Origin of the sequence: Burkholderia sp. BKH01 (assembly GCF_025685725.1) — a bacterium.
Taxonomy (GTDB): domain Bacteria; phylum Pseudomonadota; class Gammaproteobacteria; order Burkholderiales; family Burkholderiaceae; genus Burkholderia; species Burkholderia pyrrocinia_C.
Map to the genome: position 1 here is coordinate 1 of NZ_JAOTQT010000008.1, position 24,284 is coordinate 24,284.

The 24,284-nt window shown below is 65.9% G+C and carries 21 protein-coding genes; 5 read left to right on the forward strand and 16 right to left on the reverse strand.

Going from position 1 to position 24,284, the window contains the following annotated elements; all coding sequences use genetic code 11:
- Positions 1 to 126: 126 nt before the first annotated feature.
- The 12 genes from OEJ37_RS14480 to OEJ37_RS14535 all read right to left on the reverse strand — a co-directional run bounded on the left by OEJ37_RS14480 (position 127) and on the right by OEJ37_RS14535 (position 17,326).
- Complete coding sequence (locus tag OEJ37_RS14480) at positions 127 to 3,300, reverse strand: multidrug efflux RND transporter permease subunit (RefSeq protein ID WP_263344781.1); 3,174 nt, start codon at positions 3,298 to 3,300, stop codon at positions 127 to 129.
- A 112-nt stretch (positions 3,301 to 3,412) separates the two neighbouring features.
- Positions 3,413 to 5,047: an ABC transporter ATP-binding protein gene (locus OEJ37_RS14485; RefSeq protein WP_263344782.1), complete on the reverse strand. Its 1,635-nt coding sequence runs from the start codon at positions 5,045 to 5,047 to the stop codon at positions 3,413 to 3,415.
- Entirely contained in the window at positions 5,047 to 6,150 is a 1,104-nt protein-coding gene (locus tag OEJ37_RS14490) for an ABC transporter permease (RefSeq protein WP_175919348.1), read from the reverse strand. Before OEJ37_RS14490 ends, OEJ37_RS14485 begins: the two co-directional genes overlap by 1 nt.
- Entirely contained in the window at positions 6,104 to 7,156 is a 1,053-nt protein-coding gene (locus OEJ37_RS14495) for a microcin C ABC transporter permease YejB (RefSeq protein ID WP_263344646.1), read from the reverse strand. Before OEJ37_RS14495 ends, OEJ37_RS14490 begins: the two co-directional genes overlap by 47 nt.
- A gap of 12 nt (positions 7,157 to 7,168) precedes the next feature.
- Complete coding sequence (locus OEJ37_RS14500; RefSeq protein WP_263344647.1) at positions 7,169 to 9,091, reverse strand: extracellular solute-binding protein; 1,923 nt, start codon at positions 9,089 to 9,091, stop codon at positions 7,169 to 7,171.
- A 244-nt stretch (positions 9,092 to 9,335) separates the two neighbouring features.
- Positions 9,336 to 12,116 carry a TonB-dependent receptor gene (locus tag OEJ37_RS14505; RefSeq protein WP_263344648.1) on the reverse strand — a complete coding sequence of 927 codons (2,781 nt, stop codon included), beginning with the start codon at positions 12,114 to 12,116 and terminating at the stop codon, positions 9,336 to 9,338.
- Between the two features lie 350 nt (positions 12,117 to 12,466).
- Positions 12,467 to 13,042: a helix-turn-helix domain-containing protein gene (locus OEJ37_RS14510; protein WP_263344649.1), complete on the reverse strand. Its 576-nt coding sequence runs from the start codon at positions 13,040 to 13,042 to the stop codon at positions 12,467 to 12,469.
- 312 nt (positions 13,043 to 13,354) lie between these two features.
- Positions 13,355 to 14,545 (reverse strand): tetratricopeptide repeat protein, encoded by a 1,191-nt coding sequence (locus OEJ37_RS14515; protein WP_263344650.1) that lies wholly within the window; start codon positions 14,543 to 14,545, stop codon positions 13,355 to 13,357.
- 16 nt (positions 14,546 to 14,561) lie between these two features.
- A complete protein-coding gene (locus OEJ37_RS14520) occupies positions 14,562 to 14,993 on the reverse strand; it encodes an ExbD/TolR family protein (protein WP_152865433.1) in 432 nt (143 codons plus the stop codon).
- Between the two features lie 193 nt (positions 14,994 to 15,186).
- Positions 15,187 to 15,609: an ExbD/TolR family protein gene (locus OEJ37_RS14525; RefSeq protein ID WP_174418870.1), complete on the reverse strand. Its 423-nt coding sequence runs from the start codon at positions 15,607 to 15,609 to the stop codon at positions 15,187 to 15,189.
- Positions 15,610 to 15,629: 20 nt separating this feature from the next.
- Positions 15,630 to 16,538 carry a MotA/TolQ/ExbB proton channel family protein gene (locus tag OEJ37_RS14530; RefSeq protein ID WP_263344651.1) on the reverse strand — a complete coding sequence of 303 codons (909 nt, stop codon included), beginning with the start codon at positions 16,536 to 16,538 and terminating at the stop codon, positions 15,630 to 15,632.
- Positions 16,539 to 16,624: 86 nt separating this feature from the next.
- Positions 16,625 to 17,326: an energy transducer TonB gene (locus OEJ37_RS14535; RefSeq protein WP_263344652.1), complete on the reverse strand. Its 702-nt coding sequence runs from the start codon at positions 17,324 to 17,326 to the stop codon at positions 16,625 to 16,627.
- On the opposite strand from OEJ37_RS14535, the gene OEJ37_RS14540 reads away from it, so the two are divergent.
- Entirely contained in the window at positions 17,325 to 17,696 is a 372-nt protein-coding gene (locus OEJ37_RS14540; protein WP_263344653.1) for a hypothetical protein, read from the forward strand. The two genes, OEJ37_RS14535 and OEJ37_RS14540, sit on opposite strands and share 2 nt — an antisense overlap.
- Positions 17,697 to 18,185: 489 nt before the next feature.
- On the opposite strand, the gene OEJ37_RS14545 is transcribed toward OEJ37_RS14540, so the two are convergent.
- Together OEJ37_RS14545 and OEJ37_RS14550 are read right to left on the reverse strand one after the other, a co-directional pair.
- On the reverse strand, positions 18,186 to 18,671 hold the full coding sequence (locus OEJ37_RS14545) for an aminoacyl-tRNA deacylase (protein ID WP_174419220.1): 486 nt from the start codon (positions 18,669 to 18,671) through the stop codon (positions 18,186 to 18,188).
- Between the two features lie 100 nt (positions 18,672 to 18,771).
- Positions 18,772 to 19,758, reverse strand: a complete 987-nt coding sequence (locus OEJ37_RS14550; protein WP_263344654.1) for a cysteine synthase A — start codon at positions 19,756 to 19,758, stop codon at positions 18,772 to 18,774.
- Between the two features lie 142 nt (positions 19,759 to 19,900).
- On the opposite strand from OEJ37_RS14550, the gene OEJ37_RS14555 reads away from it, so the two are divergent.
- Both OEJ37_RS14555 and OEJ37_RS14560 read left to right on the forward strand, forming a co-directional pair.
- Positions 19,901 to 20,389 carry an adenosine-specific kinase gene (locus OEJ37_RS14555; RefSeq protein WP_263344655.1) on the forward strand — a complete coding sequence of 163 codons (489 nt, stop codon included), beginning with the start codon at positions 19,901 to 19,903 and terminating at the stop codon, positions 20,387 to 20,389.
- 275 nt (positions 20,390 to 20,664) lie between these two features.
- Complete coding sequence (locus OEJ37_RS14560; protein ID WP_263344656.1) at positions 20,665 to 20,949, forward strand: YciI-like protein; 285 nt, start codon at positions 20,665 to 20,667, stop codon at positions 20,947 to 20,949.
- A gap of 13 nt (positions 20,950 to 20,962) precedes the next feature.
- On the opposite strand, the gene corA is transcribed toward OEJ37_RS14560, so the two are convergent.
- A complete protein-coding gene (corA, locus tag OEJ37_RS14565) occupies positions 20,963 to 21,940 on the reverse strand; it encodes a magnesium/cobalt transporter CorA (RefSeq protein ID WP_174419224.1) in 978 nt (325 codons plus the stop codon).
- Between the two features lie 179 nt (positions 21,941 to 22,119).
- Here corA and cydX point away from each other — a divergent pair, with 179 nt between their 5' ends.
- Both cydX and OEJ37_RS14575 read left to right on the forward strand, forming a co-directional pair.
- Positions 22,120 to 22,266 (forward strand): cytochrome bd-I oxidase subunit CydX, encoded by a 147-nt coding sequence (gene cydX, locus OEJ37_RS14570; RefSeq protein ID WP_174419225.1) that lies wholly within the window; start codon positions 22,120 to 22,122, stop codon positions 22,264 to 22,266.
- Complete coding sequence (locus OEJ37_RS14575; protein WP_174419226.1) at positions 22,263 to 22,880, forward strand: AAA family ATPase; 618 nt, start codon at positions 22,263 to 22,265, stop codon at positions 22,878 to 22,880. The genes cydX and OEJ37_RS14575 overlap by 4 nt, the downstream gene beginning before the upstream one ends.
- 99 nt (positions 22,881 to 22,979) lie before the next feature.
- Here the strand turns inward: OEJ37_RS14575 and OEJ37_RS14580 are convergent, their stop codons facing one another.
- Positions 22,980 to 24,080: a saccharopine dehydrogenase family protein gene (locus OEJ37_RS14580; RefSeq protein WP_034181371.1), complete on the reverse strand. Its 1,101-nt coding sequence runs from the start codon at positions 24,078 to 24,080 to the stop codon at positions 22,980 to 22,982.
- Positions 24,081 to 24,284: the final 204 nt, after the last annotated feature.

Sequence of the window (24,284 nt, forward strand, 5' to 3'; positions counted from 1 at the left end):
GGCGGGAGGCGACCATTCCATCTAAAAAGCTACTACAATCAAAACGTTCGATAATCTTGATTATGTCAAATATGATATTCACACCCGAAAACCCCTGACCCCACCGTCAACAACGCGCCGCGACCCTCAATCCACCTCCAGATCCCCAACCGTTTCCGCCCGCCTTGCACCGCGCCTCGTCATCGCAACGTGCCGGCCGCGCCGGCCCACGGACGCGACAACCCGAAACGCCACCGGCGCGAACACGAGCCCGAACATCGTCGCGGCGAGCACGCCCCCGAACGCACCCGTGCCGATCGAACGCCGACTTTCCGCACCAGCGCCCGTCGCCAGCACGAGCGGCACGACCCCGAGCAAAAACGCCATCGACGTCATCACGATCGGCCGGAATCGCGCGGCGGCCGCGTCGATCACCGCCTGCCGCAGCGGCACGCCGCGCCCGGCCAGATCGCGCGCGTACTGCACGATCAGGATCGCGTTCTTCGCCGCCAGCCCGACCACGGTGATCATCCCGACCTTGAAGTACACGTCGTTCGGCATGCCGCGCGCGAGCGCCGCCGCAATCGCGCCGATCATGCCGAGCGGCACGATCGTCAGCACGGACAGCGGAATCGACCAGCTTTCGTACAGCGCGGCAAGCGCCATGAACACCGCGAGCACCGACAACCCGACGAGCAGCGGCGTTTGCCGTGCGGCAACCTGCTCCTCGCGCGCCGCATCGACCCAGTCGAAGCCGATCCCGGCCGGCAGCGCACCGGCGAGCCGCTCCATCTCCGCCATCGCCGCGCCCGAACTCATGCCGGCCGCCGCCCGGCCGCTGATGTCGAGCGACGGATAACCGTTGTAACGATTCAGCATCACCGGGCCGATCGTCCAGTGCGGCGCGGCGATGGCCGACAGCGGCACCATGTCGCCGGTGCGGTTCGGCACCGTCAGCGCCATCAGTTGCGCGTCGGTCGCGCGTGCGACCGGGTCGGCCTCGACGATCACCCGCCGCATCCGGCCCGACGCCGGAAAATCGTTGATGTAGTTCGAGCCGAACGTGCCGCCCAGGAGCCCCGCGATCCGCTCGAACGGTACGCCGAGCGCATACGCCTTCGCGCGATCGACATCGAGTTCGATACGCGGCGCGTCCGGCAGGTCCTCGAAATGCATCGCAGCGAGCAACGGATCCGCCTTCGCGTGCTCGGACAGCTGCCCGCGAGCCGCCTTCAACGCGTCGAGCCCGACGCCGCCGCGATCCTCGAGCCGGAACGTGAATCCGTCGGAATGCCCGATGCCGCGCACCGAAGGCGGCAGCGACGCCTCGACGTCGCCGTCGAGGATCGTGCCGAAACGCCCGTTGAGCCGGTCGCGCAACGCCATCGCGTCGACGTCGCGCTGCGCCCAGTCCTTCAGCTCCACGAACGCCATCCCGACGTTCTGCCCGCTGCCCGCGAAACTCCAGCCGATCACGCTCGTCACGTTCGCGATCGCCGGCTCCGCGCGCAGGATCGCCTCGACACGCTCGACGACCGCGAGCGTGCGCGCCTGCGTGGCGCCCGCCGGCAACTGGATCATCACCTGCAGTTGCCCCTGGTCCTCGGTCGGCAGGAAGCCGCCCGGCATCATCCAGTACAGTAGCCCGCATGCGATCACGAGCGCCGCGTAGACCGCCACGACCAGGCCGGTGCGGCGCACGGCGAACACGGCGATGCGGCGATAACCGGTTTCGACGCGCGCGAACGCCGCACCGAAGCGGTCAGCCAGGCGCGCGCCGATGCCGCGTCGCCGCGCGCGGCCGGTTCCGCCGTCGTGTCGTGCAACCGGCTTCAGCAGGTTCGCGCACAGCGCAGGCGTGAGCGACAGCGCCATGAACGACGACACCAGCATCGACGCGATCATCGCCACCGCGAACTGCCGGTAGATGCCGCCGACGGTGCCCGGAAAGAACGCCATCGGCACGAATACGGCGGTCAGCACCGCGGTCACGCCGACGATCGCACCGCCGATCCGCTTCATTGCCCGGCGCGTGGCGTCGCGCGGCGACACGCCCTCCTCCATCACGCGGTGCACGCTCTCGACGACGACGATCGCGTCGTCGACGAGGATGCCGATCGCCAGCACGAGACCGAACATCGTGAACACGTTGATCGACAGTCCGAACGCCCACATCGCGACGAACGCGCCCATCAGCGTGACGGGAATCACGACGGTCGGCACCAGCGTGTAACGCAGATCGCGCAGGAACAGCCACATCACGCAGAACACCAGCACGACCGCCTCGACAAGTGTCAGCACGACCTCCCGGATCGCGATCGTCACGAAATGCGCACCATCGAACGGAATCTCGATCGCCACGCCCGGCGGCAACACCCTCGACAGCTCGGCGAGGCGCGCGCGGATCGCGTTCGACGTTTCGAGCGCGTTGCCGCGCGGGCCGAGCTGGATGCCGACGGTGGCCGCCGGCCGGCCGTTCAGCCGCGAATAGAACGAATAGTCGTCGCGGCCGATTTCGACCCGTGCGACGTCGGCGACGCGCACCGCCGAACCGTCCGGCTTCGACTTCAGCACGATCCGGCCGAACTCGTCAGGCGACGCGAGCTGGCCCTTGACGACGATCGACGCGGTGAGCTGCTGGCCGCCCGGGAACGGCGCATCGCCGATCGCGCCGGCCGTCACCGTCGCGTTCTGCGTGCCGATCGCCGCGATCACGTCGTCGGCGCCGACACCGTATTCACGCAGCTTGTGCGGATCGAGCCAGACCCGCAGCGCCTCGTCGGCGTCCCACAGCTCGGCCGCGCCGACGCCCGGCGCACGCTTCAGTTCGCGCAGCACGTAGCGGTTCAGGTAATCGCCGAGTTGCGCTGAATCGCGCGTGCCGTCGGTCGACGTCAGCGTGACGAGCATCAGGAACGTGTTCGCCGCCTTGAATACGCCGATCCCCTGCTGGACGACCTGCTGTGGCAACCGCGACTCGACCTGCTTCAGCCGGTTGTTCACGTCGACGAGCGCGATGTCCGGATCGGTGCCGGGCGAAAACGTCACGTCGATCTCGAGGTTGCCGTGACCGTCGCTGCTCGTCTCGTAGTACAGGAGCCCGTCGGCGCCGTCGAGGCTTTCCTCGATGATGCTGCCGACGTCGCCGTCGACCGTCTCGGTCGACGCGCCCGGATACGCGGCCGTGATCACGACCCGCGGCGGCGCGAGGCGCGGATATTGCGCGATCGGAAGCTGCGGAATCGCGAGCACGCCCGCGACGACGATTGCGAGCGCAACGATCCACGCAAAGACGGGACGATCGATGAAGAACGACGGCATCGACATGGGTCAGCGAACCGCCGGCATTCCGGCGCGAGGCCGCGGGACGGTACCACCGTCGGCACCGCCACACGGCGCGTGGGTGGCCTGGGCGCGCTTCGCCCGGTTCACGTCAATCATCGGCTCTCTCTTGCGGGCCGCGCACCGGAGCCAGCATCGACGACGCAAGCAGCGCGCGTGTATACGGATGGGACGGCGCGTGCAGCACGTCGAGCGTATCGCCCTCCTCGACCACGCGCCCCGCCTTCATCACGACGACCCGATGGGCCATCGCACGCATCACCGCGAGATCGTGCGTGATGAACAGGTAGCTCAATTTGTACTTCTTTTGCAGATTCGTCAGCAGATTCAGCACCTGCTTCTGGATCGACACGTCGAGCGCGCTCGTCGGTTCGTCCAGCACCAGCAGTTCCGGCTCCACCGCCAGCGCGCGCGCGATCGCGATCCGCTGCCGCTGGCCGCCGGAGAATTCGTGCGGATAACGCAGCATCGACTCGGCCGGCAGGCCGACCTCCTGAAGCAGCGCGGCGATCCGCGCGCGGCGCGCGTCCCCGGCCACCTGCGGCCGGTGCACGGCAAACCCCTCCCCGACGATCTGCTCGACGGTCATCCGCGGCGACAGCGAGCCGAACGGGTCCTGGAACACGACCTGCATCCTGCCGTACAACGCGCGCCGGCCACCCGTCGTCCGCAGCGCTTCCAGCGGCATGCCGTCGATCTCGATCGAGCCGGCCGCCGGCCGCTGCAGGCCGAGCACCGTCGCCGCCAGCGTCGATTTCCCCGAGCCCGACTCGCCGACGATCCCGAGCGTTTCGCCGCGCCTCAGATTCAGCTTCACGTCGTGCACGGCCCGGAACGTCGTCTTGCCCAGCATCGCGCGCCAGCCCTTCGCCGCGATGCGGTAATCGACGGCGAGGCCCTGCACGTCGAGGATGGTCTGCGCGCCGGCCGCGACCGGCTCGACGTCCCGCTGCGGCGCGCTGTCGAGCAGCCGGCGCGTATAGGCGTGCCGCGGCGCGGCGAACAGCGCGCCGGTCGTGTTCGTCTCCACGAGCACACCCTGCTCCATCACGGCCACGCGCTGTGCAAAGCGCCGCACGAGATTCAGGTCGTGCGTGATCAGCAGCACGGCCATCCCGCGCGCGGCCGCCTCCTGCTCCTGCAGTTCGATCAGCAGATCGACGATCTGCTGGCGCACCGTCACGTCGAGCGCCGTCGTCGGCTCGTCCGCCAGCAACAGCCGCGGCCGGCACGCCAGCGCCATCGCGATCATCGCGCGCTGCCGCTGCCCGCCCGACATCTGATGCGGAAAGCTGTCGATGCGCCGCTCCGGCTCCGGGATACCGGTGCGCCGCAGCAGCGCTATCCCCCGCTCGCGCGCGTCGCCCGGCCGCAGCCCCTCGTGCAGCCTCAGGCTCTCGGCGATCTGCTTGCCGATCGTATACAGCGGATTCAGCGCGGTCATCGGTTCCTGGAACACCATCGCGATGTCGGCGCCGCGAACTCCGCGCATCTGCTGTTCGGTCTTCGCGAGCAGGTCCTCACCGTCGAACAGCATCCGTCCCGACAGCGTCGCCTGCTGCGCGAGGCGCAGTATCGACAGCGCCGTCACGCTCTTGCCCGACCCCGATTCGCCGACGAGCGCCACGCGCTCGCCGCGGCCGATCGACAAACTCAGGTCCTGCACGGCCGCCTTCGCGCCGAAGCGCGCCGAAAACCCGTCGATCTGCAGCAACGCGTTCGCCATCATCGCCCCCCGCCGAACGCCGAGCCGCGCGCGCGCGTGTCGAGCGCGTTGCGCAGCGCATCGCCCATGAAGGTCAGCAGCAGCAACGTCACCACCAGCGCCGCGAATGCGGAGATCGAGATCCACCATGCGTCGAGGTTGTTCTTGCCCTCCTGAAGCAGTTCGCCCAGGCTCGGCGTCGGCGGCTGCACGCCGAGGCCCAGGAAATCGAGGCTCGTCAGCGACAGGATCGCGGCGCTCATGCGGAACGGCAGGAACGTGATCACCGGCGTGAGGCTGTTCGGCAGCACGTGGCGCCACATGATCTGCGCATTCGTCAGCCCCATCGTGCGCGCCGCTTTGACGTAGTCGAGCATGCGGTTTCGCAGGAATTCGGCGCGCACGTAATCGGACAGCACGAGCCAGCCGAACATCGACAGCAGGATGAACAGCAGCCACAGCGACGGCGTGAAGATCGACGCGAAGATGATCAGCAGGTACAGGTCCGGCAGCGCGCTCCAGATCTCGATCAGGCGCTGCCCGACCAGGTCGGTGCGGCCGCCGTAGAAGCCCTGCAGCGCGCCCGTCAGCACGCCGACCAGCACCCCCGACACGGTCAGCGCAAACGCCATCAGCACCGACAGCCGGAACCCGTACAGCAGCCGCGCGAGCACGTCGCGGCCGAACTGGTCGGTGCCGAGCCAGTTGCTCGCCGACGGCGGCGCCGGATACGGCTGCGATGCGAAGTAGTCGATCGTGTCGTAGCGGTAGCGGTTCGGCGGATAGACCGCGAAATTGCCGTGCGACTCGAGCTTCGCTCGAATGTACGGATCGAGATAGTTGGTCTTCGCGGGAAAGTCGCCGCCGAACGCGGTCTCCGGGTAGTCCGTCACGATCGGAAAATAATAATGCCCGTCGTAGCGCACGAGCAGCGGCCGGTCGTTCGACAGGCCGTCCGCACACAGGCTGAGCGCGAACAGCGCCGCGAAGATCACGAGGCTTGCATAGCCGAGCGGCTGCGCGCGAAAGCGCTGCCACGTGCGCCGCCACGGCGACGGCGACGGCGCGCACGCGGGATCAGTGGTCCAGGCGGCTGAACTGGATACGGGGGTCGACGACGACATAGCAGATATCCGCGATGAGCTTGGTCAGCAGACCGATCAGGGTGAACAGGAACAGCGAGCCGAGCACGACCGGATAGTCGCGGCGGATCACCGAGTCGTACGACAGTTGCCCCATCCCGTCGAGCGAGAACAGCGTCTCGATCAGCAGGTTGCCGTTCAGGAACGCGCCGACGAATGCCGCCGGCAGCCCGGTGAGCAGCGGGATCGCCGCATTGCGCAGCACGTGCTTCCACAGCACGTCGCGCTCCGGCGCCCCCTTCGCGCGCGCGGTCAGCACGTATTGCCGGCCGATTTCCTCGAGGAACGTGTTCTTCGTCAGGATCGTGACGATCGCGAAATTGCCGATCACCGACGCGGTCACCGGCATCACGATGTGCCACAGATAGTCGAGCGTCCTGCCGATCAGCGTCAGGTCGTCGAAGTTGTCCGACGTGAGCCCGCGCATCGGAAACACCTGCCAGAACGTGCCGCCGCCGAACAGCATCAGCAGCAGCACGCCGAGCACGAAACCCGGCACCGCGTAGCCGGTCAGCACCAGCACGCTCGTCGCGGTGTCGAACCGCGAGCCGTTGCGCACCGCCTTCGCGATGCCGAGCGGTACCGACACGAGATACGTGAGGATCACCGTCCACAGCCCGAGCGTGATCGACACCGGCAGCTTCGACCGGATCACCGCCCACACGCTGCGGTGCGCGAAGTAGGATTGGCCGAGGTCGAACGTCGCGTAGCTTTTCAGCATCAGCAGATAGCGCTCGAGCGGCGGCTTGTCGAAGCCGAACTGCTTGCGAATCTGCTCGATCTGCTGCGGATCGACGCCCTGGCTGCCGTGGTAGCCGCCCCCGCCTCCGCCCGCCTCGCCCCCGCGCGCGCTGCCGTGGCGCAACTGCGCGAGCACCTGCTCCACCGGGCCGCCCGGCACGAACTGCGTGACCGCGAACGTGATCGTCACCACCCCGACCAGCGTCGGGATCATCAGCAGCAGCCGCCTGAATATGTATGCCAGCATCGTTGCTCCCCGTCAGGCCGCCGGAGCGGGTTGTGCCGCCGGCTTCTTCACGTACCAGTAGTCGATGATCCAGTCCTCGTATTGATAGGAGTCCGGCACGATCGCCGGATGGCCGAGCGTCGCCTTGTACGCGATCCGCGCGTTCGGCAGGTAGTACTGCGGGATCAGTGCGTACAGGTTGATCAGCACGCGGTCGAGCGCGTGCGTGGCCGTCTCGAGATCGTCGAGCGTGTCGGCCGCGAGCGCCGCGCGGATCAGCGCATCGACGGCCTTCGACTTCACGCCCGGATAGTTCTCGGAGCCCGGCTGCGATGCGGCCGCGCTGCCGAAACGGCGCGTCAGCTCCGCGCCCGGGATCGTCACCGGCAAGTAGATGTACGTCGTCATGTCGTACTCGAAATTGTCGAGCCGCTTCAGGTAGACCGCACTGTCGATCTCGTGCAGGTACGCGTGGATGCCGAGCGTCGCGAGCGCCTGCGTGTACGGCAGGATCAGGCGGTCCATTCCAGGCTGGTCGTCGATGATCTCGATCGTCATCGGCGTGCCGTTCGCATCGCGCAGCGCGCCGTCGCGGTAGTGCCAGCCAGCCTGCGCGAGCAGGTCGCGCGCCTCCTTCAGGTTCGCGCGCAGCGAGCCGGGCGGCAGCGTCGACGGCTGGCCGATCATCGGGCCGAACACCGCCGGCGGCAGCGTCGACCGGTATGGTTCGAGCAGCGCGAGCTCCCCGGCGCTCGGCACGCCGGACGCCGCAAACGGGCTCGCCTCCCAGAAACTGCTGGTGCGGCGATACTGCCCGTAGAACATCATCCGGCTCATCCAGTCGAAGTCGAACGCCAGCGCGAGCGCATGCCGCACGCGCACGTCCTGGAACATCGGCTTGCGCATGTTCATCAGGAAACCCTGCATCTGCGCGGGGCCGTCCCGGAATTCCCCCTTCTTCAGCATGCCGTTGCGAAAATTCTTGCCGACATACTTGCGCGCCCACTGCGTCGAGCTGTATTCCATGCGCGCGTCGACATCGCCGGCCTTGAACGCCTCGAGCGACGTGTATTGGTCCAGGTACAGCTTGAACGACACGCGGGCAAAGCGAAACATCCCGCGCCGCGACGGCAGGTTCGCGGCCCAGTAATGCGGGTTGCGCACATAGCTGATCTGCTTGTCGTTCTTGCGCTGTTCGATCAGGTAGGGACCGCTCGCGATCGGCGGCATGGTTGCGATCTGGTCGAACGGCGGCCGCGTGCCGTCCGCCCGTTGCCCCCATTTCGGCGAGAACACCGGCAGATCGCCCGCGATCAGCGCCGCGTCACGCTCCGCGTGCTTGAAGTCGAAGCGGATCGTCCTCGCGTCGACCACCACCGCGCGCTTGATGATCGAGAACTGCGCGTTGTAGATCGGCGACGCCTGCGGGCTCGTCAGCGTGTCGAACGAATACTTGACGTCAGCCGCGGTGATCGCGTCGCCGTTCGAGAAGCGTGCGGCCGGGTTGAGGTGGAACGTTGCCGACAGCCGGTCCGGCGCGACCTCGACGTCGTCGGCGATCAGCGCGTATTCGGACGCGAGTTCGTCCCAGCTGCGCTGCATCAGCGTGTCGAACATCAGGTTCTTGATGTCCGGCGCGGGCGAGCCGCGCACGAGGAACGGATTCAGCGAGTCGTAGCTTTGCGCTTCGTCGTAGTTTTCGAAATTCAGTGTGCCGGTGTCCGGCGCATTTACATCCGCGTAGTCGAAATGCGTAAAGTCCGGCGGATATTTCGGCTGGTCGTATTGCGAAATCGCCGACACCGCGAGCGCGGCCCGTGGCATGGCGCCGCCCGACACGAGCAGCGCCGCGCAGGCGAGCAGCACGGCGCGCGTGCCGTTGCGCATTTGCCCGTGCGTGCGCATCCGGCGCGCGCGGCGCGGCACACGTGCCCATCGCCATTTCAACAGTGTCATGGTCAGTCTGTCCGGAAGCGTGCGGGCGCGATGCCTGCGCGCGGTCGATGCCCGTGCCGGACGCAGCATGCCGCCCGCGTCCCGCTGGTTGTTCGTGCTGCAAACGATCCGACAAGCCGAGCCGTCGCGCGGCCCGATCGCGAACCGTCGTGGCGCCAGGCGAAAAAAGGCCGCTCCATGGAAAGGGGGGGGGTGTGGACGTGGAGCGGCCGGTCTAAAGCCTGTCAGTGCATCGCGATCGCCATCAGAACTTGTACTGCGCACCGATCTGCGCGAACCGGCCGATATACGAATACACCGACGTGTCGTACCCGCTCTGGTCCAGCGTGCCGTTCGCGAAGATCGGGTCGTACGGCGGCGTGCGGTTGAAGATGTTGTCGATGCCGCCGTAGATCGTCCAGTTCTTGAAGCCCGTGTACGTCAGCATCAGGTTGAACTGGCTGTACGAACCGACCTTCGACGGCGCGGGCGCCGGCAGCAGGTTCTGCGCGTACGGGCCCGTGAACTGCCACGTCAGCGCCGCGTCGAACTTCCGGTAGTTCCAGTCCAGCGTCGTGTTGCCGCGCCAGCGCGGGAAGCTGCCGCCGAACGGCTGCGTGATCGTGAAGTTGTTGCCCGCGCCGTTCACCGGTGCGCCGCCCGGGAAGCCGATCTTGTAGCTGTTGATGTACGCCCAGTCACCCGACAGCGTGACCGTGCCCCAGCCCTTGAGCGGCAGCCCCTGGCGGAACGTGCCTTCGAAGCCGTTCGTGTCGAGGTAGCCGAGGTTCTGATACGGGATCACCTTGTACAGCAACTGGCCCGTCGTCGGGTCGGTCACGACCTGCGACGGCTTGCCCTGGCCGATCACGTTGTCGATGCGGATCTTGTACCAGTCGAAGCCGATATCCGTGTAGCGGCTCGGCGAGACCTGGAAGCCGATGTTGAAGTTGCGCGTGCGTTCCGGCGCGAGGTTCGGGTTGCCGACGGTGATCGACGTATAGTTCTGGCCGGTGGCCGGGTCGACCTGGATGCCGAGCGTCTGCGACTTGCTGTCCTCGACGAAGGTCGGCGCGCGGAAGCCGCGGTTGTACGACGTATACAGCGTGAGCGCCTTGATCGGCTGGTAGCGCAACGCAAAGCGCGGCGAGAAGGCGCCGCCCACGTCCGTGTAGTGATCGTAGCGGCCCGCCTGGCTGAACGTCAGGTTCTCGAGGATCGGCACGTTGATCTGGTAATAGACGGCCGCGACGTTGCGCTGGCCGTTCACCGTCTCCAGGTCCGGCGTGATGACCGCCCCGCTCAGGTATTCGGAGCCAGGCGTCAGCACTTCGCTCTGGTGCGTGAACTGCGCGCCGAAGCCGATGCCGACGTCGCCTGCCGGCAGATGGAACAGGTTCGGCGTCGACAGCGTCGCGTCGATCGTATCGAGCTTCGAGATGCCGAGGTTGTTCGCTTCCTGGAACAGCCCGTTGAACGCGTTCGGCGTCGCCGCCGGGTTCGCGAAGTTCAGCGTGCCGTTCTGGTAGATGTTGTTCAGCGCGTTGACGTTCAGCTGGTTCGTGAACACGTTCGACACCGTGCTCTGCGAATGGCTGACCGACGTCGCCCAGTCCCAGTCGCCGTACGGCAGCGTAAACGCCCCCTTGATGCCGGCGGCCGCGCGCCAGTAGTTGGCCCAGGTCTTCTGCGCGACCGTGTTCGGAAACGCGTAGGTGAGCGGCGTGGCCGCGCCGGTCGTGTTGTACGGGTTGCTGACCGGCACGACGAAGTTGAACGGCGAAAGCAGCTTCGTCTGCGGATTCCAGACCAGCGCCGGGTTCTGCGGGTTGCCGATCACGTTGTTCCACAGGCCGTCGTTGGTCGTGGTCGTGTTGTAGCTCTCGAGGAAATCCGCGAACGCGGTCGTCTTGTCGTCGATCTTGAAGTCGGCATGGAGCTTCGCGTTCAGGCGCTCGGTCATCGGCAGGATCGACGTGCTTTCGGCCGTGTTGTACGCGCAGACCGTGCCCGGCATCCCGGCCGACAGCGAATTCGACGCGGCCGGATGCACCGAGCCGCCGAACGGACAGCCCCCGTTCAACGCCTGCGCGACGCCGCCGGGCATGTTCCAGTAGGACGGCGCGAGCAGCGAGAAGCCGCCCGGCTTGCCCGTGAAGTCCTGGTTGCGGGTCGAATCGCGGTCGGCGAGCGTGAAGCCGTTCGACTTGTAGTAGCTGAGCGCCGCCGTCACGTTGAAGCGGTCGGCGTTCAGGTCGCCGAAGCCGCCGAGCACGCCGAACTTCATCGTCCCGTCGCCGTTGCCGGCGTTGATCGCGCTGCCGAGGCTGCCGTCGAGCTGCAGGCCGCGGAAATTGTGTTTCGTGATGATGTTGACGACGCCGCCGATCGCGTCCGAACCGTATTGCGAGACGGCCCCCGTCTTCACGATTTCGATGCGCTCGATGTCGTTGAGCGGCAGCGTATTGAGGTCGAAGAACGAATCGACGCTGTTCGAGAAGAATGCGTACGGCGCCACGCGCTGGCCGTCGACCAACACGAGCGTGTATTTTTCGGACAGGCCGCGCAGCGCAATGCCGGCGGCGCCGGCCGCGAAGTTGCCCGATTGCCCCTCGCCCCAGCTGTTCGCCGAGTTGGCCGCCGCGTCGCGCAGGAAGTCGGCGACGGTCACCGCGCCGCTGCTCTGGATTTCCTTCGGCGTGATCGTCTGCACCTGCTGGAAACCCGTCTTGTCGGCCTGCCGGATCAGCGAGCCCGTCACTTCGAACCGCTTGATCTGCGCGACCTTGCCCTGCCCGTTCGCGCCGGGTGCGGCGGGCGTCGCGTCGGCTGTCGCACCGGATGCCGCCACCGGCGCCGCGGCGCCCGTGGTGTCGCCCGCCTGTGCGACGGTCACGGGCGCACCGTTCGCGACCGCATCCGCGATCGCGACGGCGCCCGGCGCCGGCTGGCTCTGGGCGAAAGCCGGCGGCACCAGTGCGGCCGTCAGCGCCAGTTCCGCCCAGACTATCCTCTTGATGGCCAACGCCAAAACTCTCTGCTTCATCTTGTTCCCTCTCGCTCGTAGTAAGACCCCACCTGCTGTGCGCCGGAACCTTGTGAATTCCTTGCGCGTCCTGGGTGCCCGTGTAGCGGAACCCGCGATTGCCACTCTTCCGACTGCCATGACTCGAACGGATCGGCCTCGGGGCACCCGTGCCAGTCAGCACCACCGTTTTTTATGATTTTGTTTCGTCATACTTATTACCTACATTGAGCGCATTTCCCTGCTACCTCCCGATTCGATGGACGGCGATTCCTGCTGGCGACGAGAACGTCTCGCGCGCCGTATCGCGTGCCATCCACTGTCGATCGGGTACTTCTCCTTCGTCGCGGCGCGCAGCGCCGGCCGCCCCGCTAGAACAGCCTCGGCGTGCCGACCCAGACGATCACCGCCTCTTCGTCAGCCGTGTTGTGCCACGCATGCGGCATCGTCGATTCGTAATGAGCGGTGTCGCCCTGGTTCAGCGTGAACGTGCAATCCTCGAGCGTCAGCGCGACCTGCCCGCGCATCACATAGACGAACTCCTCGCCCGCATGCGTCGTCACCTCGGACGGCGACTGCCCCACCGGCATCCTGACGAGAATCGCGTCGAGCTTGCGGCCACCCGCCGGATTCGTCAGCCTGGCGAACAGGCTGGCCGAGTTCGCGAACTGGAAATACTGCAGCGCGTTCCCGCGGCACACCGAGCGCGCTTCCGTCGGCGTGTCGATGAAGTACTGCATCGTCACGCCCAGCGCCTTTGCGATCCGGACCAGCGACGTGATCGACGGCGTCGCCCGCCCGCGCTCGACCTGCGACAGGAACGGCTTCGAAATGCCGGCGATCGTGGCCGTTTCGTCCAGTGTGAGTTTCAGGCGGTGGCGCAGCGCCCGGATCTTGTTGCCTAGCGACACGGCGACGAGCACCGACTCATCAGGGGGCAAAGCCATGGAAATTCGGAGCCTCGCAGTCGAAATCGGTTTGATGTCGGCGCCCCTTGACCGATGCGGTGACGCGATCGGCCCGGCGCGATACCCGGCTGAGCGCTGCCGCCGCGTGCAGGCGGCGCGCGGCGCAGCACGGCACCGTCGCCGCACGGTCGCGCAGCCTTCGGATATTTCATTCGGTTTACTAATTAACAAGGCTGCCCCTTTTCCTCGTTTGACCTAACCTTCAGGCACTTGTACTGCCGTACTGCCCGCGGCGGCACGCCGCTTTTCGACCGCGCCCTTGTGGCACGCCGTCGCGCCCTTCCGTTGCCGTTACCGGGATGCCACCGCCGTCCAGAGCTTTGCCAGGTCGCCTGAACCGTCTGATCCCTTGACCGTGCGCAGCACCTGGACCGCATGCGCCTTCTGGCCGGCCACGTAATACGCCTCGCCGAGCCGCAGTCGCGCCGCGTCGGGATGCTCGAGCCCGCCCTTCGCGATCGCCTGTTCCATCATCGGCAAGCCCTGCTGCGCATGACCCGCGAAGACGAGGTTCATGCCCGCGTCGATCGGCGCCGCCGGCGTCGCGGCGTCCCCGCCCGGTTGCGCGCGCTTGGCGGCGAGCGCCTGCAGCCGCTTCTCGCGGTCCGCCTGCGCGTCCTTGCCGAGTACGCCGGATGCGAACCCCTGGTCGATCACCTGCTTGCCTTCGGCGGGCGACCCCGCGACCAGTGCGAGCTGCGTCATCTCCATGTACGCGTCGGCCGTCGCGAGCGACCCCGTCGCCCGGCGCAACCGGTAGATGTCGAGGTCGAGCGACGACAGATACCCGGGGTTGCCGCGAATGGCCGTGACCATTTCGTCCCAGTACGCGGGGCTCGGGTGGTAGGCCACCAGCAGCCCGAGCGCACTGCGGTAGGCGTTGCCGTCCTTCACTTTCTGCGCGCACGTCGCGAGCATCTGCAACTGCCCTTCATCCGGTGCGTGTCCGCCGTTCGCCTGCGCGTCCGTGCTCGCCTTCAACTGGCTCACGACCGGCGCGCAATCGTTCGACAGGTAATACGACTGCGTGAGCAGCGTGCGCATTTCCGGATCCGTTCCGCCCGCCTTCAGGTAGCGTTGCGCGGTCCGGATCGCCAGCGGGTAGTTCTTCTGCTGGAAGTAGATGCCGGCCAGCGCCGCCGTGGTCCGCTGCTCGTCCTCGCCGGACAGCCGCCCCGAGTTCAGTACCGTCTCGTAGGCTTGCGCGGCCGTGCCCGAGTCGCCTGCCGCCATCGCCGCCGCACCGCGCATCTCTTCCACCATGGACGTTTCGTACGGCGTCCGGTTGGGGACGGCGGCCGCCTGCGCGATCTTGCCGAGCGCGTCGCGATACTTGTGCGCCCGGTACAGATCCTGCGCCGCCGCCAACGGTTTCGCCACGTCCGGCCGCAGCGCGTCCGCCGGCAACGCCGGGCGGCCGAGCATGCATGCCGCGCCGAGTGCCGTCACCGCCGTCATCCGTTTCCATCGTCGCTGGTTCATCGGCTCGTCCGTTTCGTCATTGCATGAATTGCTCGTTGCCGATCAGGCCGATCTTGGTCGCGCCCACGCGTTGCGCGGACGCCAACACGGTCGCCACGTCCTTGTACGGCACCAGCTTGTTGGGCCGCAGATGGATCTCCGCCTGCACGGGTTCTGCCGCCACCTGGGTCAGCTTCGCCTCGAGCGCCGCGCGGTCCGGCACCGGCGCGCCGTTCCACGTCGTCGTGCCGTCGAAATCGATGTCGATCTGCACGATTTCCGGCGGCGTTGCCGGCGGCGGCGGATTGCCCACCGGCAAATCCATCTTCACCGAATGCATCTGGATCGGGATCGTGATGATCAGCATGATCAGCAACACCAGCATCACGTCGATCAGCGGCGTGGTGTTGATGTCGACCATCACGTCCGGTTCCGCATTGCCTCCGCCTGAAGGCACGTTCATACCCATCGTCGACTCCTGTCGATCAGCGTTGGCGCTTTAGCGCTTGTGTCGGCTGGAATTGGTGCTTCAGCACTTACTCCAGCCCCATGCTTCGCATCTGATCTCATGCTTTGCGGTCGATCAGCATTCGCGCTGTCGCGCTCGTATCGGCCGGCGCACGTACCCCGACCCCGTGCTTCGCAGCCATTCCCGTGCGCGGCTAGCCGCCACGCGCGGGCGGCTCCGTAATGAACGACAGTTTCGCGATCCCCGCGCGCTCGCACATCGTGACCACCCGGCCGATGAACTCGTAGCGCGTATTCTGGTCGCCCCGCACGTGGACGCTCGGCTGCGGCTGCTGCTGCGACACGTCCTTCAGGTTCGCGAGCAGCGTCGGCGCGTCCACCAGTTTCTCGCCCCAGAAGAAATCGCCGTCGCGGTTTACCGCGATCTCGATGCTTTTCGGTGTCGTCTGCAGCGGCTGCACCGTCTCCTTCGGAAGCTGAAGCTGGATCGTGTGCGTCACGACCGGAATCGTGATCAGGAAGATGATCAGCAACACCAGCATCACGTCGACGAGCGGCGTCGTGTTGATGTTGGCGATCACCTCGTCGCTATCGTCCTGCCCGACGTTCATGGCCATCGCGCTTCTCCGTCAGCCGATCAGTTCGCAAGCGTTGCCGCCGGCGCCGGCGCGCGCACCGGTCGCCGGTTGCCGGCCAGCAGCACCGTGTGCAGTTGCGCGCCGAAGTTGCGGACCCGTTCCATCACCGACTTGTTGCGTCGGACCAGGAAGTTGTAACCGAGCACCGCCGGCACCGCGACGGCAAGACCGATCGCGGTCATGATGAGCGCCTCGCCCACCGGGCCAGCGACCTTGTCGATCGACGCCTGGCCCGCGATGCCGATCGCCGTCAGCGCGTGATAAATCCCCCAGACCGTGCCGAACAGCCCCACGAACGGGGCCGTCGAGCCCACCGTGGCCAGGAAGGCAAGCCCGTCCTGCATGCGGTTCGACACGTTCGTGATCGAACGCTCGACCGATACGTCGATCCACGTGTTGCGGTCCACCGCTTCCAGCAGTGCGTCCTCGTGATGCTCGCCGGCTTCGATCGCCGTTTCGGCGATGAAGCGGAACGGCGATGCCTCGTCGAGCAGCCTGGCGCCCTCGGCCAGCGACGGCGCGGACCAGAGCTGCGCGTCCGCCAGCTTCGCGCGTCGATTCGCACGCAACTGTTCCACGAACTTGGTGATCATGATGTACCAGCTTCCCATCGACATGATCACCAGCAGAATCAGCACGAAACGTGCGACGAAGTCGCCGTTCTTCCATAGCGCGCCGAGCCCGTACGGGTTCTCGACCGCTTCCGTCGCGGCCGGCGCGGGCGGCGGCGCCGGCTCGGCGGCGGCCGGCGCCGGGACCGGCGTGGCCGACGGCGCCGCGGCCTGTGCCGACGTGCCGGCCGCCCCGCTTGCCTGCGCGTGAGCGAGCTGCGGTGCAACGAACCCGTCGACTGCGGCGACGGACAACAACATGCTTGCCGCCAGCGCGGCCAGTGAACGCTTCGTCATACCCCACTCCAGTTCTTTCGGTGAACTTAGTACTTCAGTTCGAGACGGTTTTCCCCGGCCCGGCTCGTGCCGGGCCGCCCACTGCATCAATTCAGATTGAACGAGAACGGCACCTGGACCCGCACCGACTGGCCCTGCGCGACGCACTTGAACCGTTTCACGGTGTTGTAGGCGGCGCGATCGAGGATCGGATCGGCGGACTGCGCGACGCGCTCGTTCGTGATGTTCCCTTCCGCATCCACGACGAATTCGATCGTCACGTCGCCCGTGATGTTGTTTTCCTGCGCTTCCTTCGGGTACTGGATCGACGCGCGAAGCGTGTCCGAATTCGGGCAGACGACACCCACGTCATGGCTGACCGGCTTGGCCGGTGCCGGAGCTGGCGCCACGACCGGCGCCTGTACGGCCGGCGCGGAGGGTACCGGCGCCGACTGGTGCGTGATCGTCGCCTGCGGCAGCGCCTGCACCGGCACTTCCGGCGGCGGGACGAACGGCGGTGGCGGCAGCGCGAATTTCGGCGGCGGGAGCTTGACCACGGGCATCGGCGGTGGCGGCGGCGGCTTGACCGGCTCGATGATGCGGGTTTCGATCGGATGCTGGATCACCTGCACGACTTTCGTCGCGAGGCCGTTGAGCAATGCGTAGATCAGCACTGCATGCAGCACCAGGACGATTCCGATGCCGCCGAACCGGCGCACCGGATTCTGCTGCTTCTTGCCGAACTCTCGCGGACGCCCCAGCATAGCCAGTCCGCTGTTCGAAGTAGCCAGACGTTCTTCGACTTTCATGCCCACCATCCATCCCCCAATCGATTCGCCCAGTTTCGGGTTGCAGCCGGTCGCGAAGCCAGGTCGGCATCGCCTCCGCTTCAACCCGAAGATTTCATTTCAAATTCAATTTGCAATCCGAATTGAAAGAATCAAATTCGAATTCCAATTAATTCGTTTTCAAGGAATCGTTCCGGCCGGCGCGGCCCGGTGTGTCACACCGGAAATCCACGCGCCTGCACGTTCAGGCAATTGTCAGCTGAGCTGGCGCGACTTCGCGTTTCGTTTTCGCATGACGGTTCGCCGTTCGTTACACGGTGATGTCAATAGCGCCGTTCACTTGGGTGCAGAAGATAGCAAGGAAAAAATTTTGCCGTCAAACTTTATTTGATGCCCGAATACAAAGTTTGGAGGGTTTATTCAAATAATATTCCGGTAAGCATAAATCCAGTTTCTATTATTGAAACGGTAATTGATTTGTATGGGTATATTCAAAATCGAATATTCAGCCATTTCGACATAGATATTCCCGTATTTCCCGCGTCGCACCAAAATGGTTCGCCCCGGAAAAACGGGCAAGGCGCGCCCTTCGCGTCGCCAACGCCGGCATCGGTCGTCCGGTTCCCCTGCCCACCCGCCTCCAGCCGGCCGGCACGGCTCGATGCGCACGTCGAGCGCACGAATGGCCCGCCGCACAATTAATCTGCAATCCGATACAAATAGAGGCGAACCTTCACCACGCGAAAGTCCGCCAAACAATTTCGGATATCGAATTAACTGTCGCGGGTGACGCCACACGCGCTGCGCACGATCAAGCCGTCCACGCATCCGCACGCACACGTGCGAACCTCCCCCGCGCCTCGCCGCATGCGCCTCGCGCTCAGGACTGCATACCCTGCATCCTGTGCGAAAAATGCGCGCGCTCGGCCGTCTCCATCAGCATCAGGAATTCGTCCTGTGTCATGTGGATCAGCGCTTCGTGGTCGCCGGCCTCGAAATAGACTTCCGGCTGCTGCGCAAGGCGTTCCTCGAGGAACGTTTTCATCCCGTACGCCATGCAGACCGGCGGCAGCGCGCCCATGTCGCAATCCTTGAACAGTTCGCGCAGTTCGACCTCCCGGGCGAGCACGAGATGGCGGCCCGTCTTCACCCAGAGATCCGACAGGCGCACGGCGTGCGTCGTCGGCAACACGGCGGCGACGTAGCCCTCGTCGTCCTCGAGAAGCACGGTTTTCGCGAGGCGATCGCCGGGAATATGCGCGGCGGCGGCCGTCTCCATGCTCGTATGGCTATAGGGGTGGTACACGACTTCGTACCGCGATGACTTCTGGCGCAGGCAATCCTGCAGGGTGGCTGACACGGACATGGCACACCTCGTCTGACGAATCGAGCGAACGGCGTTCGCACCGGATTCGTTCAGCATAGTTCGCATTCGGGCCGATGGAAATCGCCGCCTCGCCCCTTCGTCATTCAGGCTCCAGCCCAGGTTCCAACCCCTTTTCACGCAGCCATTCGCGGTTGAAAAGCCGCGCTCGATAGATGTCGCCGCGATCGCACAGCAAGGTCACGATCGTGTGCCCCGGGCCCATCCGGCGGGCCAGCCAGACCGCCGCCGCGACGTTGATGCCGCTCGATCCGCCGACGTACAGCCCTTCCTCGCGCAGCAGCCGGTAGACCATCTTCACGCACTGCGTATCGTCGATCCGCACGGCGTCATCGATCGGCGCGCCGGCGAGATTCGCGGTGACGCGCGTCGAGCCGATGCCTTCGGTGATCGAGTTGCCTTCGGCGCTGAGATCGCCCGTTTTCACGTAACCGTAAAGCCCGCTGCCGTGGGGATCGGCCAGCACGATCCGGACCTCCGGATTCTGCTCCTTCAGGTAGCGGCTCACGCCCGCCAGCGTGCCGCCCGTGCCGGTCGCGCAGACGAACGCATCGACCGTGCCCGCGGTGTCGCGCCAGATTTCCGGCCCCGTCGTCTCGTAGTGCGCCTGCCGGTTGACGACGTTGTCGAACTGGTTGGCCCATACCGCGTTGTCGAGTTCGTCCGCAAGCCGCCCGGCAATCTTCTGATAGTTGTTCGGGTCGCGGTACGGCGCCGCCGGCACCGGGCGCACGTCGGCGCCGAGCGTGCGCAGGATCGCCATCTTGTCCGGCGATTGCGTGTCGGGAATCACGATCACGCAGCGATAACCGCGCGCCGCGCAGATATGCGCAAGACCGATGCCCGTGTTGCCGGCCGTGCCCTCGACGACGGTGCCGCCCGGCTTCAGCGCGCCGCGCTGCTCGGCGTCGCGGATGATGTAGAGCGCCGCGCGATCCTTCACCGATCCGCCCGGATTCATGAATTCCGCCTTGCCCAGGATCTCGCAGCCCGTTTCCGCGCTGAACTTCGCCAACCGGATCAACGGTGTGCGACCCACGCAGTCGACGAAACCTTGTCGCACGTCCATTTCGCCCTCCGTTGCATTCGCGCTCGCGCGCCATACACAACGAAGGATAGGACGCGCCCGCCGCTTTCGGCGCCGGCCGCCGCGTACTAAGCTTGGGGAGCCCATTGCGGCGCGCGCGCCGCATCGCCAGACGAGGTCCGCCATGCCGCAATTGCAAACCGTCGCCGTCGACAAGCCCGAGGCCATGAACTTCATCCTCGGCCAGTCGCATTTCATCAAGTCCGTCGAGGACATCCACGAGACGCTGGTCGGCACCGTGCCCGGCATCCGTTTCGGGCTCGCGTTCTGCGAGGCATCGGGCAAGCGGCTCGTGCGCCGTTCCGGCACCGATGCGGAGCTCGTCGAACTCGCGTGCCGCAACGCCCTCGCGATCGGCGCCGGTCACGCTTTCATCGTGTTCCTCGGCGACGGTTTCTATCCGGTCAACGTGCTCAATGCGATCAAGGCCGTGCCGGAGGTCTGCCGAATCTACTGCGCGACCGCGAACCCGACCGACGTGATCATCGCGGAAACCGCGCAAGGACGCGGGATCGTCGGCGTCGTCGACGGTTTTCCGCCGCTCGGCGTCGAGAACGACGACGACGTGCGCTGGCGCAAGGATCTGCTGCGCACGATCGGATACAAGGCGTAAAAGCGGGCCGCCGGGGCGGACGGTTCATGATCGCGTCGCCTCTGCCGCGGCCTTTCCTGCAGACTCCGCTGCATCAAAGGCGCGTTCGCGCGCGGGATTTCAGGACGTAGGGAAGCCGGACCGTTAGTTGCATTTGAGAGAACGGGATACGCTTCCGCTCGCGTCGCGCTGCTGCCGCCCGGCTGTCCTATACTGGCCGCTACAGGCCGCAGCAGACTGACCGACGGCCGTACCGACGCACCGTCCGCGGCCGCCGACCCTTCCCGGAGAAACGCATGCATTACCAGCTGATCTACGAACTCGTCGACGATTACCTGTCGCGGCGCGAACCGTTCCGCGCGGAGCACCTCGCGCTCGCACAGGCCGCGACCGAGCGCGGCGAGCTCATGCTTGCCGGCGCGCTGGCGGACCCGGCCGACCAGGCCATGCTCGTGTTCGAAGGCGATTCGCCGGAAGCGGCCGAGTCGTTCGCGCGCGCCGATCCATACGTGCAGAACGGCCTCGTGAAATCGTGGCGCGTGCGTCCGTGGCGCGTCGTGGTCGGCAAGCACGCGCGCTAGGCACGAAGAACGGCTACAGCCACCCTGCCCGCTTGAAACGCCACCACAGCGCGAAATCGGCAACGACCATCACGGCAATACAGCCGTAGAAGCCGTATTTCAGGTGCAGCTCGGGCATGTTCGCGAAGTTCATCCCGTAGATGCCGGCGATCATCGTCGGAATCGCGAACAGCGCGGCGAACGAGCCGAGCCGCTTGGTCACCTCGTTCTCGGCGAGCGAGATCATTCCGAGGTTGACCTGGATCGCCGTCACGACCATCTCGCGCCGCCCTTCGATCGTCTTCACGATCCGCTGCAGATGGTCGTACACGTCGCGGAAGTAATGCTCCATCCCGCTGCAGATCTGCGGGATGCGTCCGCCCGTGAGCTTCGCGAGCGGCTCGATCAGCGGCGCCGTGTGCTGATGCAGCAACACGAGGCGGCGCTTCAGCGAATAGAGATCCTCGATGATCGCGCGCGACGATGCGAGCGTGGCCTTCGTGAAGATGCGGTCCTCGAGTTCCTCGAGCTCCGCGCCGAGCGTTTCGAGGATCGGGAAATAGCGGTCGACGACCTGGTCCATCAGCGCGTAGAACACGAACGCCGAGCCTTCCTGCAGCAGATGCGGCTCGCGCTCGCAGCGCTTGCGCACGTCGCGGAAGTCCTGCTCGGTGTGATTGCGGATCGACAGCACATAGTTCGGGCCGACGAACACGTTCAGCTCGCCCACCTTGAGTTCGCCGTCGTCGTCGAGCTCGACCATATGCAGCACCGCGAACAGCGAATCGCCGTACTCCTCGATCTTCGGTCGTTGGTGCCCCTTGCGGGCGTCCTCGAGCGCGAGCTCGTGCAGCCCGAACTCCTCGCCCATCAGGTCTATTTCGTCGGGTGTCGGATCCTTCAGCGCGACCCATACGAAGCATTCGGGCTTCGACACGTAGTCGCTGATGGCGTCGATATCGATGTCGGCCAGCTTGCGGCCGTCCTGGTATGCAGCACAGTTGATCAGCATGTTGTCCGTGATGTTGCCGTTTGCGCATCAGTTTACCGTTTTGCTGCGCGGGCGCCCCGGCTTGCGCGGCACGCCGATATTGGTCATGATCGGGCTGCGTGCACCGCAGCACGCGCACCAACGCACTTGGGCACGTGCGCCGCACGGCCGTGCGGCCCAACCGTCAAGGAGACAGACCCATGTGGTATTTCTCGTGGATACTCGGCATCGGCGTGGCACTCGGTTTCGGCATCGTCAACGCGATGTGGCTGGAAGCGGAAGTGTTCTCGCGCGGCGACAAGCGCAGCGACACGTCGGGCCAGGAGGCGGGGAGCAAGTATTCGTGACGCACCTGGTGTTCTTCTGCGGTCACGCCGGCACCGGCAAGACCACGCTCGCGAAGCGGCTCATCGGGCCGCTGATGCGCGCGACCGGCGAGGCGTTCTGCCTGCTCGACAAGGACACGCTGTACGGCCGCTACAGCTCGGCCGCGATGGGCGCGCTCACCGCGGATCCGAACGATCGCGACAGCCCGCTCTACCTGAAACATCTGCGCGATCCCGAATACCACGGCCTGCTCGATACCGCCCGTGAAAATCTCGCGCTCGGCATCAGCGCGATCGTGGTCGGCCCGCTGTCGCGCGAAGTGCGCGACCGGCGCATCCTCGACCGCGCATGGCTCGGCATCGCGCCCGACGTCACGCTGACGGTCGTCTGGGTCCACACGTCGGAAGACACCGCGCACGCGCGGATCGTCGCGCGCGGCAACCCGAACGATGCGTACAAGCTCGCGCACTGGGACGAATACCGGCAGCGCCGCTTCGTGCCGACCGGCCACGAATGCGACGGCATCGTGATGTTCGACAACACCTCGCCATCCGACACGGACGTCGATGCATTGCTGTACCGCATCGTGCCGCCCCCGCCGCCGGCGACGATCGTCCCGCCGCTGCCGGCCTGACCGGTACCGGCGCCACGCCCTCTCCCCCAAAAAACAACGCCGGAAGCGCTGCTGCGCTCCCGGCGTCGTACGGCCCTCGTGCCAGAGGCTGGCGGGTGGTCAGGCCACCGCGTGCACGCGCTCCATCGTGCCGCCTTCGTACAGCTTGCCGAAGCGGTTCGACAGGAACGCCTTCAGCGACACCTTTTCCTGCGGGATGAAACCGCTCTGCGGCAGCTTCTTCTCGCGGAACAGATCCAGCACCGCGCACATCGCGCCGGCCGTCGTGATCTGGATCGCGCTCATGTGCATCCCGCACACGTCCTTCGCGAAGATCTTGCGCGTGAACACGTCCTGCACGAGCTGGCCGTCCTTCACGCCCGTCACCGTGACGAACACGAGCACGACGTCCTGCTTCGTCGACGGCACCGCGCGGCGCATGATCGACTTCAGCGTGTCGCGGTCGGTCGACAGGCGCAGGTCCTCCAGCAGGAACTGGACGAGCTCGCGGTGGCCCGGGTAGCGCACCGACTTGTAGTCGAGCGTCTCGACCTTGCCCGACAGCGTCTCGCACAGCGTGCCGAGGCCGCCCGACGTGTTGAACGCTTCGTATTCGGTGCCGTCGAGCGAGAAGTGCTCGAGGCCTTCGAGCGGCTGCACCCACTGCTTGCGGCCGTCGCGGATCGCTTCGCACGGCTGGCAGTATTCGTTGATCAGGCCGTCGACGCTCCACGTCAGGTTGTACTTCAGCGCGTTGGTCGGATACTCGGGCAGCGCGCCGACGCGCATCTTCACGTCGCGCACTTCGCTGAAGCCGTTCACGAGCTCGTGCGCGGCGATGCCGATGAAGCCCGGCGCGAGGCCGCACTGCGGCATGAACGCACGATCCGAACCGTCGGCCAGTTCGCGGATCGCGTGGGTCGCGCGCACGTCTTCGGTCAGGTCGAAGTAATGGACGCCGGCAGCCTTCGCGGCGGCGGCGACGTTGACCGCGAGGTAATAAGGCAGCGCGTTGACGAGCGCATCGAAGCCCTTCACTGCTTCGCGAATCGCGTTCGCGTCGGCCGAATCGACCCGTTGCGTCGCGATGCCTTCGCGCGACAGCTTCGCGAGCGCATCCGCATCGCGGTCGAACGCGACGACTTCGTAGTCGCCCGTTTCGCGCAGCATGTGAGCAATGGTGTGGCCGATCAGACCTGCGCCGACGATGGCGATTTTCATGCGCTTATCTCCTGATGATGGGTTTGGTGTTGTGGACGGCGTCGAGCCATGAACACAGTTTAGGGACGCGCAAAATCAGTTCCAAGACGAAGAATGATGCGAAACGACCGATAATTTCGACGTTACGACGAACAATTTCGTCGAAATGTCGAAACAGCGTATTTATCCCGCCGTCGGCCTCGCTATGGCTGGCCTAAGTTTCCC